We start from the raw sequence: 17186 nt of genomic DNA on the forward strand, positions 1-17186 counted from the left end.
GTGCCCCTTGGGAGGGAGATCCATTAGGAGTATGGATCCGGCGTCCCGCGCAGGGGGATGACCCCGCTCCGGCGGGTGACGAGCTCCGGCTCGACCCGGCGGCCCAGCGCCGCGGTGAAGTAGGCCAGCACGTCATCGGGGCGAAGCTGCCGGGTGCGGGCAAGGGCCCTGCGAACATCGTCCTCCCGGCGCCCGTCGACCAGCGTGCGGATCTTGTCGATCCCGATGGACCGGTCCATCGACCGGAGCTGCTGCGCCACCGCCTCGTCGAATGGCAAGTCGGTGGCGGGCGGGAACTTCTCCACGCCGTCGCGGCCCGAGAGGACACAGGGCCGTGGAAACCGGATGAAGACCGGCTGCGTGAAGTGCGGGTGGCGCACCATCAGCTCACCCTTGGGGAGGGTCGCGAGCTTGATCTTGGTGGCCGGGGAGAGTGTGGCGTACCCGGCGGTGGCCAGTTCGTCGGGATCCATCCGTCCGTAGATGGTGGTCCCCGCGTTGCCCACGACCCGCCGCAGCACCTGCGACCGGAATTGCTGGGCGGAAAACAGCACCAGCCCGAGATAGCGGCCCCGCTCCGACAGGTCGAGGAGCATCTTCCGCACGTAGGTGTCGGTCCCGTCGGCCGGCGCGTACTTGTTCAGTTCGTCCACGAACACGACCACATGGTCCACGCCGAGGTCCCGCCGCTCGAGATGCTCGCGCAGCTTGCTCACTACGCGGGCAAAGACGAGATCCTGCGCCAGCGGATCGACGCTGGCCACATCCACCACGTACACGCCGCGGTCTTCGAAGGCGCCCCACGGCAGGTCGTTCGACGCGCCGTCGTCGGTCACCAGCCCCTTGGCACGGGTGGTGATGTTGCCGAGGCGGTTCCGCACCTTTCGGATGGTCGCGATGTGGTGGGTGCGCCAGACGTCGCCCCGGTTCTTGGTCTCTAGTGAATCGAAGATGGCGCGGAAGAAGGCCTCAAGGTCGGCGAAGGTCAGGACCCGCCAGTCGGTCGGCTGCAGCTCCGGCGCGTGGAAGTCCTTGCCCACCACCCGGTCCGCCAGGAAATCGATGAAGGCATCGGCCTTCGCGTCCAGGTCGTCGCGGTTGAGCACCACCTCGGCGTACTCCAGCACCTCGCGGAGCCCCCAGGTGAGCGGCTCCGTGTTGGCCGCCAGGTCGGGATGGGTGCGCAGGGTGTTGAGGTTGACGCCGTCGGGCTTGCAGGGGGCGAAGTAGTGGACGTTGTCGAAGGGCTTCGGATCCAGCCCGAGTCGATCGTATGCCGCGAGGTCCTCGGCCGACAGCTCGGCGGGCTGGTCGAGGAAGCAGAGGTCGGGGCCCTTCACGTTGAAACAGAGCGCGGCCACCGACCCTTTGTGCCTTGGAAAGGTCTGGAAGATGCTCGTGAGGAAGAACTCCACCGCGCTGGTCTTGGTGGCGAGGCCCGACACGCCGGTGATGTTGAGGTGCGCCGCCTCGGGGCCGAGGAGGAAGTCGGCGTCGAGGTAGACGGGCGCGGCCAGACCAGCAGAGCCATAGGTGCCCACCGGGACCCCGGTGGCACGCTCGCCACTCGTGTATGCATCCATCCGCAGCGCGGAACGCACATCCTCGTCGGTGGCCATCCGTACTTCGCCGAGCGGGACGGGCTGCAGCGGCTCCTCGGGCTCCTGCCGGAGAACGGCGGCGGTGTAGAGTCGGATTTCAGTGCGGACCGGTCCCGCCGCTGCAGCCTGGACTGGATCTCCTGCTGCTCCAGCGACGGCGTCGAGCGGCCGGGCCAGGTCGGCGTAGGCTGCCGCATCCATCACCACACCGAAAACGACTCGCCCGGGGGCATCGACGCGCACGATGGCACCGACCCCCACGGGAGATTCACGCGCGGTCCAGAAATGAAATTGATGGGGAGTGGAGGGTCGGAGCTCGGTGGCGACGACCCGCCCGATCAGATCGGGGCGAATGGCGGAACCTCCGTCAACCAGAACCCGGCGAGACGGCGCTTGTGGTCGAGCTCGACCAGCAGGTGGTCCGCGACCCGCACCACCTCCACCTCGCGCCGTCCGCCGATGCGGAGGTGGACAATTTTCTCGTCCGGGGTGGCCGAGACCGACAAGGTGGTGTCAACCTCGACGGCAGAGACCGATTGCCTCGAGGTCTTGCTGGGAAGCAGTACCTGCCCCGCGCGCGCGCCGTCGGGCGGGGCCAGTCCCGGTACCGTGTCCACTTCAGGCCACACGACGACATCGAGGCCGCAGAGCACACCGCCCACCACGTCGAGGACGATGACGGATCCCTCCTCATCAGACAGCTCGACACTCGCCTCCCGGCCACCGCCCCCCATTGCCGCCCGGAATCCACCGGAGAGAATGTCGGTCTCGACATCCCAGCGCCATTCGACGGAGGGCAGCTTCCCCTCGAGCGGTTCGACCCGGGTATCGACATTCATCGGGCGCTCCTACGCGGCCTGGGCAGCGGTGAGCCGGCCAATGAACTTGAGGATGCGGTCCACGCCGGCGTCGAGTTCCTTGTCCGCCGCAGCATAGCTCAGCCGGACCCACCGGTCGTCCCCAAACGCCGCACCCGGTACCAGCGCGACGCCTTCCTCGGACATGAGCTTCTCGCAGAAAGCCGCACCGCCACTCCCCGGGCCGGTCAGGCCGTCCACCCGGAAGAAGAAGTAGAAGGCACCGTGCGGTTCCACGAACTCGACACCCGGCACCTCCGACCGGAACCGCGCCACGAGACGGTCGCGGCGCGCGCGGAAGGCGGCCACCATCCGGAGGACGTCGGCCTCGACCCGCTCATCGCTGAACGCCGCTGCCGAGGCCCACTGCGCCGGATGGTTGGCGCCGGTGGTGGTGTGCGACTGCAGCGCCGCCATTCCCTTGAAGACATGGGTCGGCGCCAGGGCGGCCCCGATCCGCCAGCCGGTCATCGCGTATGCCTTGCTGGCGCCGCAGATCACCACCGTGCGCTCCAGCAGGTCATCGGGGAGGTCGAGGAAGCTCGGCGCCGCCTTCGCACCGTAGTTGATCCGCCGGTAGATCTCGTCGGCGATGATCCACACCTCGTTTTTCCTGGCCCACTCCGCAATCGCCTTCAACTCCGGCAGGGTGTAGACCGCCCCGGTCGGATTGCACGGGGAACAGAGGATGAGCCCCTTGGTGCGCGTGGTGGAGTGGTTGTCGAGTTCCTTGGCGCCGACCTTTAGCCCCCACTCGATGTCGCCCGGCACCAGCACCGGCTCGGCTCGGCAGAGATGGACGATCTGCGGATACGACACCCACGCGGGCGCGGGAATCAGCACCTGGTCATTGGGCCCGAAGAGGGTGAAGCAGGCGTTGAAGAGCGAGTGCTTCGAACCCGAACTGACCAGGATGTTGTCTGCGCTGACCGGCCGGCCGCCGCTCAGGGCGGAGAGGTTCTTCGCGATGGCGGACCGGAGCTCGGGGATGCCCGGGTTCGGCGGATAGTGGGTCATCCCCTTCTGGATGGCCGTGATCCCCGCCTGGGCCGCCACCATGGGCGTGTCGAAGTCCGGCTCGCCAAGGCTGAGGTCGAAGACCTCCTCACCAGCGGCGCGGCGGCGCTTCGTTTCGGCGCTGATCGCGATCGTCTCGGAGGGCTTCAGGTGCACCAGGTTCAGCGAGAGCGGTTCGGGCATCGGGGAGTCCGGAGGGGAGTGGGAATTGTCGAGCCGAAAGCTCCCCACGCCGCGAGGTGATGTCAACTGCGTCCCCGGTGGCATCCACAGCGCCGTACGCTTATTCTTGAGCCCCGGCGCGAGCCGACTATTTGACAACCGAGGGTCCTGTGTCCGAGTCAACCGTGTTTGCATCCCCCGCCGACCTCGCCGAGGCGGCCACAACCGCCGAGCGCGGCCACAACGTCGTGGCTGCCCTGCCGCCATGCGCCGCCGGTGCCGCCCCCATCCTTGCCGCGCTCGGCAGGAGACTGGCTGCCGCGCCTGCCACCGGACTCCGGGCCCTCATCCTCGCCACTCCCGACACATCCGCCGACTGGACCGATGCCGCCACGCGGGCCATGCCCTCGTGCCGCGTCCGCTCATCCGGCAACCTGACCCGCACCACCCGGCAGCTTCGCGCCGGGCAGGTGGACGTGCTGGTCGCCTCCCCCGTCGAGGCGCGGCAGCTGGTGGAGAAGTCGGTGCTGAAGACCGATCAGTTGTCTGCGGTCATCCTTGCCTGGCCCGAGTCGTGGGGCGGTGCCGAGGCGCTGGCGGTGCTGATGCACGACCTCGGCAAGGAGACGCAGCGCATCGTGTGCACGGCGCAGCCGGAGGCGGCGGCGGACGTGATCGAGCGGTATGCGCGCAAGGCGCTGATGGTGGGGTTCCCGCCGGCGGAGGCGCCGCCGATGAGCCCGGTCGGTCCGGTGCGCACGGTGAGCGTGTCGTGGAACCGGCGCGCGGCGGCGGTGGCCGAGGTGGTGGAGCTGCTCGATCCGGCCAGGGTGACGGTGTGGTGCCTGGATCAGGCGGGTGTCACGGCCGTCAAGGACGCGATGGCGGGACACGACGCCGATGCAATGGTCACCAGTGGCGAGGTCGAGGCGACCGAACTCGTGATCGCGTATGACCTGCCGACACCGGCGCAGCTCCAGACGCTGATCACGGCCGGACCGGTCGTGCTGCTGGTGACGCCGGCCGGCGAGGAGTATGTGGCCAAGATTGCCGCGCCGCGACGGAGCCTCCGGTTGACCGGCGCGGTCGACGCCGCGCAGGATGAGGCCGCGCGCCGACGGGGCACCATTGCGAAGGTGCTTGAGACGGGTGTGCCCGGCACCGGGCTCCTGGCCCTTGCCCCGCTCTTCGAGCGGTATGACCCCTCGGCGGTGGCGGCGGCGATGTACCAGCTCTGGACGGGCCACGCCAGCGACCCGGTGCCGGTCCCGGCGCAGCGTCCCGCGGACCCACCGGCAGCGGTCGAGACCCACGCGCCCGGCGCCACCGCGCGGATGTTCGTGAGCGTGGGCCGCCAGGACGGGACGACCGCGGCCGACCTGGTGGCGGTGCTGACCAAGGAAGTCCGAATCGACAAGTCGAAGATCGGTCGGATCGAGCTGAAGGAGGCCTACTGCCTGGTGGAGTTGCCGGCGGGCGAGGTCGAACAGATTGTGCGGGGGATGGACGGGCGGACGGTGCGGAACAAGAAGATCATGGCCAAAGTGGACCGGGCCCTGCCTCGCCTCCGCCGCCAAAGCGCCGGGCGCCTACTTCCGGCGGTTCACGAGCGCCTGAGGGCGCTCCCCGGCCGAAAGGCGGGGACCACTGACGCCCGGATCGGAATTGACTTGCCCGTCTTGGGGTCGCGACCGTTCCGGGCGCCGCGCTGACGGGGTTCGAAGCTCCCAAAGCCCGAAATCTGCACCGTATTTCCCTTCCGAAGCTCCCCGGCCACGATCCCTTCCGTCCCAAAGAACGCATCCACGATCTCGCTGGCCCGCGCCTTGGAGGTGTCCAGACGCTTGGCGGCGGCGGCCACGAGTTCGGACTTCTTCACGCTGGACTCCTTCGGCGGCATCGGCGGGGGGAGGGTGCGGCGGCAATATGGCGCGGCGATGAAGGGGGGCGCAAGAGCGGCACCGCCGCGACACACCGGCATCCCGCTTGACCCCACCCCCTCCGCGCGGTAACCTCAGCCACACCCCCGCATGTGGAGACCCACCGGATGTTTCACGGCAGCAGACCAGGTTCCATCGAAGTCATCAGCGGGGTGATGTTCAGCGGCAAGAGCGAGGAACTCATTCGGCGGGTGCGGCGCGCCATCATCGCCAGGCGCCGGGTGGAGGTGTTCAAGTCCCACCTCGACGCCCGATACGCCGGGCTCTACAGCGTCAGCAGTCACGACGGACTCGAACTCGATGCCACCCCGGTGGATACCGCCGCCGAGATTTTCCGCCAGGTCAGTCCCGACGCCGAGATGGTGGCCATCGACGAGGCGCAGTTTCTCGACGATGACATCGTGACGGTCACGACCGCACTCGCCAATCGCGGTGTGCGGGTGGTACTGGCCGGCACCGATACGGATTTTCGAGGCGAGCCGTTCGGGCCGATGGGATCGCTCATGGCCGTGGCCGAACAGGTGACGAAGCTCCGCGCCATCTGCGTCGTCTGTGGTGACGAGGCGTGCCGCAACCAGCGCCTGATCGATGGCGCCCCTGCCCGTTACGATTCCCCCACCATCATGGTCGGCGGCCGGGAGAGCTACGAGGCCCGGTGTCGGCACTGCCACCGGGTGCCGCGCGCCGACGAAGACCAGCGAGCGTTACTATGATCGTTGCACTGACGGGAAATATTGCCGCCGGGAAGTCCACCGTGGTCGCCCTCTTCAAGGAGTGGGGGGCCGGCATCGTGGACGCCGACCAAGTGGTCCGGGACCTCCAACGCCCCGGCACCGAAGTCTTCCAGCAGATCGTGAAGCGGTTCGGCAAGGAGATCCTGACCCCGGAAGGCGAGATCGACCGCCCCGCGCTCCGCCGGCTGATCCTCGCGGACACCCACGCACGGTCCGACCTGAACGCCATCGTCCACCCCGCCGTCCGCGCCCAGCGAGACACCCTCGTCGCCGCGGCCCGCGCCGCCGGTGCCAGGATCATCGTTGCCGACATCCCCCTCCTCTTCGAGGCCGCCGACCCCGCCGAGTTCGACGCCGTGGTGCTGGTGGACGCCCCGGAGGCGATCCGGCTCCACCGGCTGGTGACGATGCGCGGCCTCCCGCTGGAGGACGCCGAACGGCTGATGGCGGCCCAGCTGCCGAGCGTCAGCAAGCGGCCGCTCAGCCAGTTTGTCATCGACAACGATGGTGACCGGGCGCAGCTCGAGCGCCGCACCCGCGATGTGTGGCTCGCCCTCGAGGCACGCGCCGACGCCGCTTGATTTCGGGCCTCTTTCGGTCTATTCTCCGCCCCGAACAATCTTCCCGGGAGTACGCGTGTCCAACGTGCCGGCCGACCTGCTCTACACCAACGATCACGAATACGTCAAGAAGACGAGCGACCCCGCCATCGTGCAGGTCGGCATCACCGACTACGCGCAGGGCGAACTGGGCGACGTCGTCTTCGTAAACCTCCCCAAGAAGGGCGACAAGTTCGGGGCCCACGCCGTCTTCGGTACCATCGAGGCGGTCAAGGCGGTCTCCGAGCTCTACAGCCCCCTGGCCGGGGAAGTCGTCGAGGTCAACGGCGCGCTGGACGCCAACCCCGCCGCGGTCAACACCGATCCCTACGGCGAGGGCTACCTGGTCAAGATCAAGGTGACCGACGCCGGCGAAATGGGTTCGCTGCTCTCGGCGGAGGCCTACAAGAAGCACATCGGCGAGTAACACACCGATGCCGCAGTGCCCTGATTGACCGCGCGCCCCGCTCCCCCCGGACCGGGGCGCGCATTCTTATATGTCTTGAGGACGTAACCCCATGGCTGCCAAATCGACCCCGGCTTCCCCGCTCGCCGGGCTGGTCCAGACCGAACGCTTCGTCACCCGCCACCTCGGCCCCCGCCCCGCTGACATTGAGAAGATGCTCAAGACGGTCGGCTACAAGTCGATGGACGACTTCATCGACGCCGTCGTGCCGGAGGACATCCGGCTCCGCCGCCCCCTCGCCCTGGCCCCCGGCCGGAGCGAGCGCGAGGTGCTGCAGGAGCTCCGCCGGATTGCGGCGCAAAACCAGGTCTTCCGCTCCTACATCGGCATGGGCTACTCGGGGACCTTCACCCCGCAGGTGATCCAGCGGAACATCCTCGAGAACCCGGGCTGGTACACCGCCTACACGCCGTACCAGGCGGAAATCGCCCAGGGGCGCCTCGAGGCGCTGCTGAACTTCCAGACCGTTGTGGCCGACCTGACCGGCTTGCCGGTGGCGAACGCATCGCTCCTCGACGAGGCCACCGCCGCCGCCGAAGCGATGTACATGACCATCGCGGTCACCAGGCACGAGGGCACGCCCATCTTCATGGTGGACAGCCAGTGCCACCCGCAGACGATCGCCGTGGTGAAGACCCGCGCCGAGGCTCGGGGCATCGAGATCGTGGTGGCCGACCCCGACACCTTCACGTTCAAGGCCGGGGTCGTCGGCGCGCTGGTCCAGTACCCCGCCACCGACGGCGCCATTCGCGATCATCGGAAGTTCTGCGAGGCGGCGCACGCCGCGGGCGCCCTGGTAACGGTGGCCACCGACCTGCTGGCGCTTACGATGCTGGTGCCGCCCGGCGAGTTCGGCGCCGATATCGCCATCGGCAACAGCCAGCGGTTCGGGGTGCCGATGGGTTTCGGCGGCCCGCACGCCGCCTTCTTTGCCACGACCGAAGACCACAAGCGCTTCCTGCCGGGGCGGATCATCGGCGTTTCCAAGGACTCCGACGGCAACCCCGCCCTCCGCATGGCATTGCAGACCCGCGAGCAGCATATCCGCCGCGACAAGGCGACGAGCAACATCTGCACGGCGCAGGTGCTCCTGGCCGTGATGGCCAGCATGTACGCGGTGTACCACGGCCCCGAGGGGATCAGGCGGATCGCCGAGCGGACCCACTCCATCACCGGGCTCCTCGCCGCCGCACTCCGCCGGCTTCGCTACAAACTGGTCCACGAGCACTACTTCGACACGCTCTGCGTCGAGGTCGAGCCGTGGGCGCAGCCGCGCATCCTCGACCACGCCCGCGGCCGCCGCATCAACCTGCGCGCCATCGGGGACAACCGGATCGGCATCGCACTCGACGAGACGGTCACGCTCGATGACCTCGCCGACCTGATCGCCACCTTCTCGCTCAACGAAGTGCTGCCGTACATGCTGAGCGAGACCGGGGAAAAGGCCGCGCCGGCCATTCCCGAAGCGCTCCGGCGGACGTCCGCCTACCTGACCCATCCGGTGTTCCACCGGAACCGGTCGGAAACCGACATGCTCCGCTACATGCGGAAACTCGAGGCCAAGGACCTCTCGCTCACCTCGGCGATGATCCCCCTCGGCTCCTGCACCATGAAGCTCAACGCCACCACCGAGATGGTCGGCGTCAGCTGGCGCGAGTTCAACCGGCTGCACCCCTTCGCGCCGCTGGAGCAGACGCAGGGCTACCACATGCTCTTCCGCCACCTCGAGGCGTCGCTGGCGGAAATCACCGGCTTCGCGGCCGTGTCGCTCCAGCCCAACGCCGGGTCACAGGGCGAATACGCCGGGCTGCTCGTCATCCGGGCCTATCACCGCGCCCGGGGCGACGAGAAGCGGACCACCTGCCTGATTCCGATGTCGGCGCACGGCACCAATCCCGCCAGCGCAGTCATGGCCGGGATGAACGTCGTGGTGGTCAAGAGCGACGCGAACGGCAACATCGACGTCGAGGACCTGAAGCAGAAGGCGGCCGAACACCGCGACACCCTGGCCGCGCTGATGGTGACGTATCCGTCCACCCACGGCGTCTTCGAGGCCTCCATCAAGAACATCTGCGCCATTGTGCACGAGCATGGCGGCCAGGTGTACATGGACGGCGCCAACATGAACGCGCAGGTCGGCCTCTGCCGCCCCGGCGACATCGGCGCGGATGTGTGCCATCTCAACCTGCACAAGACCTTCTGCATCCCGCACGGCGGCGGCGGCCCGGGGATGGGGCCGATCTGCGTGGCGGCGCACCTCGAACCGTTCCTTCCCGGGCACCCGGTGGTTGACCTCCGGCACACGGATGCCAGCGGCGCCGTGTCGTCGGCGCCGTGGGGAAGCCCGTCGATCCTGCCGATCTCGTGGGCGTACATTGTGCTCATGGGCGCGGAAGGGCTCACGGAGGCGACGAAGGTGGCCATCCTCAGCGCCAACTACCTGGCCAAGCGGCTGGAGGGGTCGTTCGAGGTGCTCTACACGGCCCCGAACGGCACCGTGGCGCACGAATGCATCGTGGATATGCGCCCCTTCAAGGCCACCGCCGGCATCGAAGTCGAGGACATTGCCAAGCGGATCATCGACTACGGCTTCCACCCGCCGACGGTCTCCTTCCCGGTGGCGGGCACGCTGATGGTGGAGCCGACCGAGAGCGAGCCGCTGGCGGAGCTCGACCGGTTTGCCGACGCGCTCATCTCCATCCGCGCCGAAATCCGGGAAATCGAAGAGGGGAAGGCGGACCGCGCCAACAACGTGCTGACCAACGCGCCGCACACCATGCAGCGGGTCATCGCCGACAACTGGGATCGCCCCTATTCCCGCGAGCTGGCGGCGTTCCCGTCGGCCGCGACGCGCGAGCACAAGTCCTGGCCCACGGTGGGCCGGGTGGACGGCGCCTACGGCGACCGCAACCTCGTCTGCACCTGCCCGCCGGTGGAGAGCTACGAGTCGTAACGCGTATGCGGTGGACGCTCCTCGTCGACCCTGCGGGGCGCCCCGGCTGGCACAACATGGCGGTGGATCAGGCCCTCCTCGACCTCGCGGCCGGGGAGGGTCGTGCGTTTCTGCGGATCTACCGATGGGCGCCGTTCTGCCTCTCGTTCGGCCGCAATGAACCGGCGCTGAGGCGCTACGACCGCACCGCCATTGAGCGGCGCGGGCTCGACACCGTCCGCCGGCCGACCGGAGGGCGCGCGGTCTGGCACGCCGACGAAGTGACCTACGCCGTGGCGGCGCCGATCAGTACCTTCGGCTCGCTGCCGCAGACCTACCAGCAGATTCACGAAGCGCTCGCCGCCGCGCTACGCGCACTCGACTTTCCCGCTGAGCTGGCCTCCCCGCCTGCGCGCGCCAGCGCGGTGCACGCCGGCGCCTGTTTCGCCTCTCCCGCGGGCGGCGAGGTGATGCTGGGTGGGAAGAAGGTCGTCGGCAGCGCCCAGCTCAGGGAGGGGGGCGCATTTCTGCAACATGGCTCCATCCTTCTCGACGGTTCCCAGCAATTGGTGAGCGACGTGACGCTCGGCTCCCCACCGCCCGACGGTTCCGTAGCCCTCTCGACCGCCCGGGATGCACCGGTGCGCTTCGAGGAAGTCGCCTCGGCCGTCGCGCAGGCGGCGGGGATGTGGCCCGGCGACTGGGACGCTGCGGCTGAGGAACCGACCCCACTGGTGCAAGCGACCCGACGACACCTCGATCGATTCCAGGATCCCGACTGGACCTGGCGGCGGTAGGCCGGACTGGACCCCGGCTTTCGCCGGGGTGACGGGCGGGGGTGGTGTGGACGTCGCTTTAGCGACATCAGCCGAGCCGTGGCTTTAGCCACGAGCTCGCGCAACGGACCTATACCCCGGCTTTCGCCGGGGTGGCGGACCGTATCGGAATGAGGTGGCTGGGTTCTAGTGCTGTAGCGACATCAGCCGAGCCGTGGCTTTAGCCACGGTTGGCCAAACCCCTCTTCCGTGCGACATTACGAGGGCGTTCCGGACCCCTCCCCCCAGACGAGGTTTGCTGGTGCGACGACCCCTCCCCGCTGCCACCCTGAGCCTGTTCCTCCTCTTCACTGCCACCACGGCAGCGATCGGGCAGTCCGCGGCCCGGCAGGAGACGGTGATCATCGCCATGGGCCGGGAGCCTGTTACGCCGATCCCCACCCTGACCAGCGGGGGGTCCGCGTCCCACGACGTGTCGACGCTGCTCTTTCTCCCCCTTGCCCAGCTCGGCCCCAACAACATCACGGCAGGCGACAAGGACTTCGTGCCGGCATTGGCGCGGAGCTGGAAGCGGCGGGACTCCCTCACCCTCGTGTTCGAGATGGATCCCCGCGCCCGCTGGCACGACGGGGTGCCCGTCACGGCGCGGGACGCCGCGCTGGCGCTGAACCTGGCGCGGGACTCCGCGGTCAGCGCCGGCACGGCGTTGCTGCTTCGACGGATTGCGAGCGCCACCGCCGAAGATCCACAGCATTTGGTGGTCCGCTTCACCGAGGCATACGACGAGCAGCTCTACGACGCGATCTACCATGTGTCCCCATTGCCGGCGCACCTGGTCGACACGATCCCCAAGGGCCAGCTCCTGCACTCCGCCTACGCGTCGGCTCCGGTCGGCAACGGGCCGTTTCGCTGGAGCCGACTGGTGGCCGGACAGCAGTTGGACCTGCTGGCGAACGACCAGTTCTTCCTCGGCAAGCCGGGTCCGCGCCGCGTCACGATTCTCACGGTCAAGGACCCGGAGGCACGCATGAACCTGGTCTTGAGCGGTGGCGCCGATGTCCTGCAAACGCTCGGGACCAATTCTGACGTGGCTCGGGTCCAGGCCGAAAAGCGGCTCGCGATCTACCCCGCTCCATCGTTCACCGTCGGCTACCTCCTGTTCAATCAGCGCGACCCGGCCGACCTGACCCGGCCGCATCCGCTGCTTGCCGATCGCGACCTGCGGAGGGCCATCCGGATGGCGCTCGACGTGCCGGCGATCGTCGAGGCGACGTTCGGCGACTGGGCCAGCGTGCCAGTCGGGCCGGTCCCGGAACTCTTCTGGATTCGCGACCCCTCCGTCAGGCCGGCAGCCCAGAACACGACCGGCGCGCTGGCGCTTCTCAAGGCACGCGGGTGGTTCGACACCGACGGGGATGGATACCTGGACAAGAATGGGAAGCCGCTCACCCTGTCGATCAGCTTTCCGGCGTCGAGCGCTCCCCGCGCCCAGGTCGCGCTGCTCGCACAGGAGCAGCTGCGCCAGATTGGCATCAAGATCGAGTTGAATCGGCTGGAGGGGTCCGTCTGGAATGACCGGAGAAACAAAGGCCAGTTTGACATCGACTTCGGCCAGGCGACACTCGATCCCTCGCCGTACGGCCTGATGCAGAGCTGGGGATGCGCCGGTCGCGGAGGAAGCAACGTCGGCTACTATTGTGACCCGAAGGTCGACTCGCTGCTGAGTGCCGCCCTGCTCAGCCGGAAGAACGCGCTGGCCCTGTACCGGCAGGCGGTCCGCACCATCGTGGACGACGTGCCCGCCGTCTTTGTCTACTCGCCGACGCTTCCCTTCACCGTGTCACGGCGGATCCGCCGCGTCGAGATCAACCCGACGTACCTCTACTCGGCGCTCTGGCGATGGAACCCGGGCCCCCTCCCCTGACGTGACCCGCTGGCTCCTCCGGCGCCTCGCGCAGGCCGTGCTCACCTTCCTGGTGGTCACGGTGCTCCTCTTCGTGCTGATGCGCCTGACCCCGGGCGACCCCCTGGAGCGGCTCACCGGCGACCGCCAGGTTTCCGCGCAGGAAATCGCCGAACTGCGCCGCCGGTTCGGTATCGACCAGCCGATTGCCACCCAGTTCAGGACATTCGTGGCCAGCGCCCTCAGCGGCGACCTCGGCGTGTCCATCGAACACTACCCAACTCGCGTCTCGACGCTCCTCGCCACCCGCCTGCCGGCCTCCCTGCTCCTGGGGACCACCGTGCTGCTGATGACCTTCGGGATCGGCATCGTCCTCGGCGTGACCCAGGCGGTCCGGCGCGGCAAGGCCACCGACCGTTGGCTGACCCGCGCCTCGCTGGCACTCTACGCGATGCCCTCTTTCTGGCTCGGCCTGGTGCTCGCCTGGTATTTCGGCATCCGGCATCAACTCCTGCCTGTCGCGCAGATGCAAGACCCCCTCCTCGGGCCCGAGAGCGGATGGCTCGCCAACACCGGGGACGTGCTCCGCCACCTGATCCTGCCGGCGGTCACGCTGACGGCGGTCAGCCTGGCCGCGGTGATGCGCTACCAGCGCACCGCGCTCCTGGAGGTGTTGCGGCTCGACTTTGTCCTCGCCGCCCGCGCCCGCGGCCTCCCCGAGCGGCAGGTGCTGTGGCGCCACGCCTGGCGCAACGCGCTCTTTCCGGTGATCGGACTGCTCGGTCTCTGGCTGCCGATGCTCGTTTCCGGCTCGGTCTTCGTGGAGCAGGTGTTCAACTGGCCCGGACTCGGCTCACTCGCGGCCAATGCCGTGGGGGCCCGCGACTACCCGGTCATCCTCGGCACCGCCATGCTGGTCTCCGCCCTGGTGCTCCTCGGCGGGATCCTGGCCGACATTGGCTACTACGCCCTCGATCCCCGGGTGCGCCGCGCATGACCGGCTCGCTTTGGCGGCTTCTCTCGCGCACCGTAGCCAATCCGTCAGGACGGATCGGCCTGCTCATCCTCGCGGTATTGACGGCATTCGTGCTCATCGGCCCCTGGCTCCTCCCCGACCCGAATGCCATGCCGGACCTGATGGCTGGCGCCCTCGCGCCCGGCGCGGGCCATCCCTTTGGCACGGATCAACTGAATCGTGACATCCTCTCACGGGTCATCACCGGCGGGCGCATTTCGCTCTCCATCTCGGCGCTCGCCGTGGCACTCGCGATCGTGCTCGGGGCGCTGGTCGGCGGCCTCGCCGGTTTCTACGGTGGATGGCTCGATGGGGCATTGATGCGCCTCGTGGACGGCGCACTTGCCATCCCCCGACTCTTCCTCCTCCTTCTCCTGGTGGCCGTCTGGGAACAGATGCCGCTCGGCGCGCTCGTGCTGGTGCTCGGAGGCACCGGCTGGTTCGGGACCAGCCGCATCGTTCGCGGCGAGGTGCTGCGCCTGCGGGAGGCGGAGTTCGTCTCCGCCGCCCGGGCACTCGGCGCGGGGCCGGGCCGGATTATCTTGCATCACCTGTTGCCGAACGTGGCCGGCCCCCTGCTCGTGGCCGCCACCCTCGGCGTGGGCGACGTCATTCTGCTTGAGGCGGGACTCTCGTTCCTCGGCGTGGGCGTGCGCCCACCGACTCCCTCGTGGGGCGGGATGATCCTCGACGCCCGCTCGCTCCTGACGACCGCCCCCTGGGCCAGCATCTTCCCCGGGCTGGCCATCGTCATCACCGTCCTGGCCGTCAATCTCATCGGCGACGCGTTGCGCGGCGCCCTCGACCCGCGGAGCGCATGAGCCCATTGCTCGAAGTTGAGGACCTGCGTATCGCCTTCCCGACGTCGGGCGCCACCTCGCACCCGGTGGACGGCGTGAGCTTCTCGCTTTCGAAGGGCGAGCTGCTCGCCGTGGTCGGCGAATCAGGCTGCGGCAAGAGCCTGACGTCGCTGGCCCTTCTCCGGCTCGTCCCTCCCCCCGGTCAGATCCTTCCGGGCAGCGCCATCCGGCTCGGCGGCACCGACGTGCTCGCGCTGAAGGACTCGGAGCTCCGCGGCATCAGGGGCCGCCGCATCGGGATGATCTTCCAGGACCCGATGACGAGCCTCAATCCTGTGTTCACCGTGGCCGATCAGATCAGCGAGAGCGTGCGGGCCCACCAGAAGGTGTCCAAGCGCGCTGCGCGGGACCGAGCGCTCGAACTGCTGCAGGAAGTCGGGATTCCCGACCCCGTGGAGCGGCTCGACAACTATCCGCACCAGATGAGTGGTGGCATGCGCCAGCGGGTGATGATCGCCATCGCCCTCGCCTCGGAGCCCGAGCTCCTGATTGCCGACGAGCCGACCACGGCACTCGACGTGACCGTACAGGCGCAAATCCTCGAGCTGCTCGACGGACTGCGGGCCAAGCGCGGCATGGCGGTGCTGCTCATCACCCACGACCTCGGCATCGTGGCGGGGCGGGCCGACCGCGTGGCCGTGATGTACGCCGGGCGGCTGGTGGAGGAGGCACCGACGGCAGCGCTCTTCGCGCGGCCCTCGCATCCCTACACGAAGGGGCTCCTGGCCTCGGTGCCACGCATCACCGGCGCCGTCACACGGTTGACGCCCATCGCCGGTACCGTGCCGCCCCCCACCGCGTGGCCCGCCGGCTGTCGTTTCCACCCCCGGTGTCCCGCCGTGCTCCCCCGCTGCGCCACCGACGATCCGCCAGCACTTCCCGTCGGACCACACCACCAGATGCGCTGCTGGCTGGCGGAAGCGGGGCAGCCATGAGCGCCCCGCTCCTCGAAGTGCGCGACCTGGTCAAGCACTACAAGGCCACCGGGTTCCTCGCGCGGAAATCGCCACCGGTGCGCGCGGTGGATGGCGTATCGTTCTCAGTGGGCAAGGGGGAAACCCTCGGGCTCGTCGGCGAGTCCGGCTGTGGCAAGTCCACCGTGGGCCGGACGATCCTCAGGCTGCAGGACGCCACCGCCGGGTCGGTCTCCTTCGACGGGAGCGATTTCCTCGCGCTCGATTCGGCCTCCCTCCGGCAGGCCCGGCGCAAGCTCCAGATCATCTTCCAGGACCCCTACAGTTCGCTCAACCCGCGCATGACCGTCGGCGACGCGATTGCGGAGGGGATCGAGATCCACCGGCTCGCGCCGCGCGCAGAGATCGGGGGCCGAGTGGCGCAGCTTCTCGAAGAAGTCGGGCTGGACCCCGGCTACGCGACGCGCTATCCGCACGAGTTCTCCGGCGGCCAGCGCCAGCGCGTTGGCATCGCCCGGGCGCTCGCGGTAGAACCCGCCTTCATCGTCTGCGACGAGCCGGTGTCGGCGCTCGACGTGTCGGTCCAGGCGCAGGTGCTGAACCTCCTGGCCGACCTGCAGGCGCGGCGCGGCATCTCCTACCTCTTCATCGCGCACGACCTGGCAGTGGTCCGCCAGATTGCCCACCGGGTGGCGGTGATGTACCTCGGCCGCATCGTGGAGACCGGCCCGACCGAGGAGGTGCTCGCCCATCCTGCCCATCCGTACACCAAGGCGCTGCTTTCCGCGGTGCCCGTACCCGATCCCGATACGCAGCGGCTGCGCATTGTCCTGCCCGGCGATCCACCCAGCCCCTCCAACCCGCCGTCCGGCTGCGCCTTCCACCCGCGCTGTCCGCATCCTGCGAAAGATGCGCGGTGCACCACCGAGCGGCCGCTGCTGCACCAGCTCGGTGGAATCGAGGTCGCCTGCCACCACGCAGAGGAGCGCCGCTGATGCGGAGCCGGGTCTCGAGTGGCACCCAGTGGGAACCGATTGTCGGCTATTCCCGTGCGGTCCGCATCGGACGCTGGGTGCATGTGTCGGGAACCACCGCCACGGACGGCCAGGGCGGCATCGTCGGCGAGGGCGACGCCTACGCACAGGCAATCCAGACCCTCGACAACATCGAGCGCGCGCTGCGGCAGGCCGGCGCCACGATGGCAGATGTGGTCCGCACCCGGATGTACGTCACCGACATTGACCAGTGGGAGGCCGTCGGCCGGGCGCATGGCGAGCGCTTCGGTGACATCCGGCCCGCCACCAGCATGGTGGAGGTGAGCCGACTCATCGACCCCCGCATGCTCGTCGAGATCGAGGCCGACGCCTGCCTCGATGGGTCCGCCGCCGACGACTGACCCCGCCCTCCCTC

The 17186-nt window shown here is 68.7% G+C and carries 16 protein-coding genes; 12 read left to right on the top strand and 4 right to left on the bottom strand.

Features of this window, described 5'->3' with window-relative positions:
- Positions 1-23: 23 nt before the first annotated feature.
- From R2910_04415 to R2910_04425, 3 genes are all read right to left on the bottom strand, one after another.
- The gene (locus tag R2910_04415; protein ID MEZ4412212.1) at positions 24-1844 is read right to left on the bottom strand and encodes a hypothetical protein; all 1821 of its coding nucleotides are present in this window, start codon (positions 1842-1844) and stop codon (positions 24-26) included.
- Between the two features lie 95 nt (positions 1845-1939).
- On the bottom strand, positions 1940-2440 hold the full coding sequence (locus R2910_04420; GenBank protein ID MEZ4412213.1) for a hypothetical protein: 501 nt from the start codon (positions 2438-2440) through the stop codon (positions 1940-1942).
- Between the two features lie 9 nt (positions 2441-2449).
- Complete coding sequence (locus tag R2910_04425) at positions 2450-3658, bottom strand: pyridoxal phosphate-dependent aminotransferase (protein MEZ4412214.1); 1209 nt, start codon at positions 3656-3658, stop codon at positions 2450-2452.
- Positions 3659-3822: 164 nt separating this feature from the next.
- Here R2910_04425 and R2910_04430 point away from each other — a divergent pair, with 164 nt between their 5' ends.
- Positions 3823-5349, top strand: a complete 1527-nt coding sequence (locus R2910_04430) for a DbpA RNA binding domain-containing protein (GenBank protein ID MEZ4412215.1) — start codon at positions 3823-3825, stop codon at positions 5347-5349.
- On the opposite strand, the gene R2910_04435 is transcribed toward R2910_04430, so the two are convergent.
- Positions 5241-5516, bottom strand: coding sequence for an HU family DNA-binding protein (locus R2910_04435; protein ID MEZ4412216.1), 276 nt, complete (start codon positions 5514-5516; stop codon positions 5241-5243). The two genes, R2910_04430 and R2910_04435, sit on opposite strands and share 109 nt — an antisense overlap.
- Positions 5517-5684: 168 nt before the next feature.
- On the opposite strand from R2910_04435, the gene R2910_04440 reads away from it, so the two are divergent.
- The 11 genes from R2910_04440 to R2910_04490 all read left to right on the top strand — a co-directional run bounded on the left by R2910_04440 (position 5685) and on the right by R2910_04490 (position 17172).
- The gene (locus R2910_04440; protein ID MEZ4412217.1) at positions 5685-6290 is read left to right on the top strand and encodes a thymidine kinase; all 606 of its coding nucleotides are present in this window, start codon (positions 5685-5687) and stop codon (positions 6288-6290) included.
- Positions 6287-6892 (top strand): dephospho-CoA kinase, encoded by a 606-nt coding sequence (gene coaE / locus R2910_04445; protein MEZ4412218.1) that lies wholly within the window; start codon positions 6287-6289, stop codon positions 6890-6892. Before R2910_04440 ends, coaE begins: the two co-directional genes overlap by 4 nt.
- A gap of 55 nt (positions 6893-6947) precedes the next feature.
- Complete coding sequence (gene gcvH, locus R2910_04450; GenBank protein MEZ4412219.1) at positions 6948-7337, top strand: glycine cleavage system protein GcvH; 390 nt, start codon at positions 6948-6950, stop codon at positions 7335-7337.
- A gap of 91 nt (positions 7338-7428) precedes the next feature.
- On the top strand, positions 7429-10329 hold the full coding sequence (gcvP, locus tag R2910_04455) for an aminomethyl-transferring glycine dehydrogenase (protein ID MEZ4412220.1): 2901 nt from the start codon (positions 7429-7431) through the stop codon (positions 10327-10329).
- 5 nt (positions 10330-10334) lie between these two features.
- Positions 10335-11105 carry a hypothetical protein gene (locus tag R2910_04460; GenBank protein MEZ4412221.1) on the top strand — a complete coding sequence of 257 codons (771 nt, stop codon included), beginning with the start codon at positions 10335-10337 and terminating at the stop codon, positions 11103-11105.
- A 280-nt stretch (positions 11106-11385) separates the two neighbouring features.
- Entirely contained in the window at positions 11386-13008 is a 1623-nt protein-coding gene (locus R2910_04465) for an ABC transporter substrate-binding protein (protein ID MEZ4412222.1), read from the top strand.
- Position 13009: 1 nt separating this feature from the next.
- A complete protein-coding gene (locus tag R2910_04470; GenBank protein MEZ4412223.1) occupies positions 13010-13984 on the top strand; it encodes an ABC transporter permease in 975 nt (324 codons plus the stop codon).
- Positions 13981-14823 carry an ABC transporter permease gene (locus R2910_04475; GenBank protein MEZ4412224.1) on the top strand — a complete coding sequence of 281 codons (843 nt, stop codon included), beginning with the start codon at positions 13981-13983 and terminating at the stop codon, positions 14821-14823. The genes R2910_04470 and R2910_04475 overlap by 4 nt, the downstream gene beginning before the upstream one ends.
- The gene (locus tag R2910_04480; protein MEZ4412225.1) at positions 14820-15797 is read left to right on the top strand and encodes an ABC transporter ATP-binding protein; all 978 of its coding nucleotides are present in this window, start codon (positions 14820-14822) and stop codon (positions 15795-15797) included. The genes R2910_04475 and R2910_04480 overlap by 4 nt, the downstream gene beginning before the upstream one ends.
- Entirely contained in the window at positions 15794-16771 is a 978-nt protein-coding gene (locus tag R2910_04485; protein MEZ4412226.1) for an ATP-binding cassette domain-containing protein, read from the top strand. Before R2910_04480 ends, R2910_04485 begins: the two co-directional genes overlap by 4 nt.
- Positions 16771-17172, top strand: a complete 402-nt coding sequence (locus R2910_04490; protein ID MEZ4412227.1) for a RidA family protein — start codon at positions 16771-16773, stop codon at positions 17170-17172. The genes R2910_04485 and R2910_04490 overlap by 1 nt, the downstream gene beginning before the upstream one ends.
- Positions 17173-17186: the final 14 nt, after the last annotated feature.

It is taken from the genome of Gemmatimonadales bacterium, assembly GCA_041390145.1.
GTDB lineage: Bacteria > Gemmatimonadota > Gemmatimonadetes > Gemmatimonadales > GWC2-71-9 > SPDF01.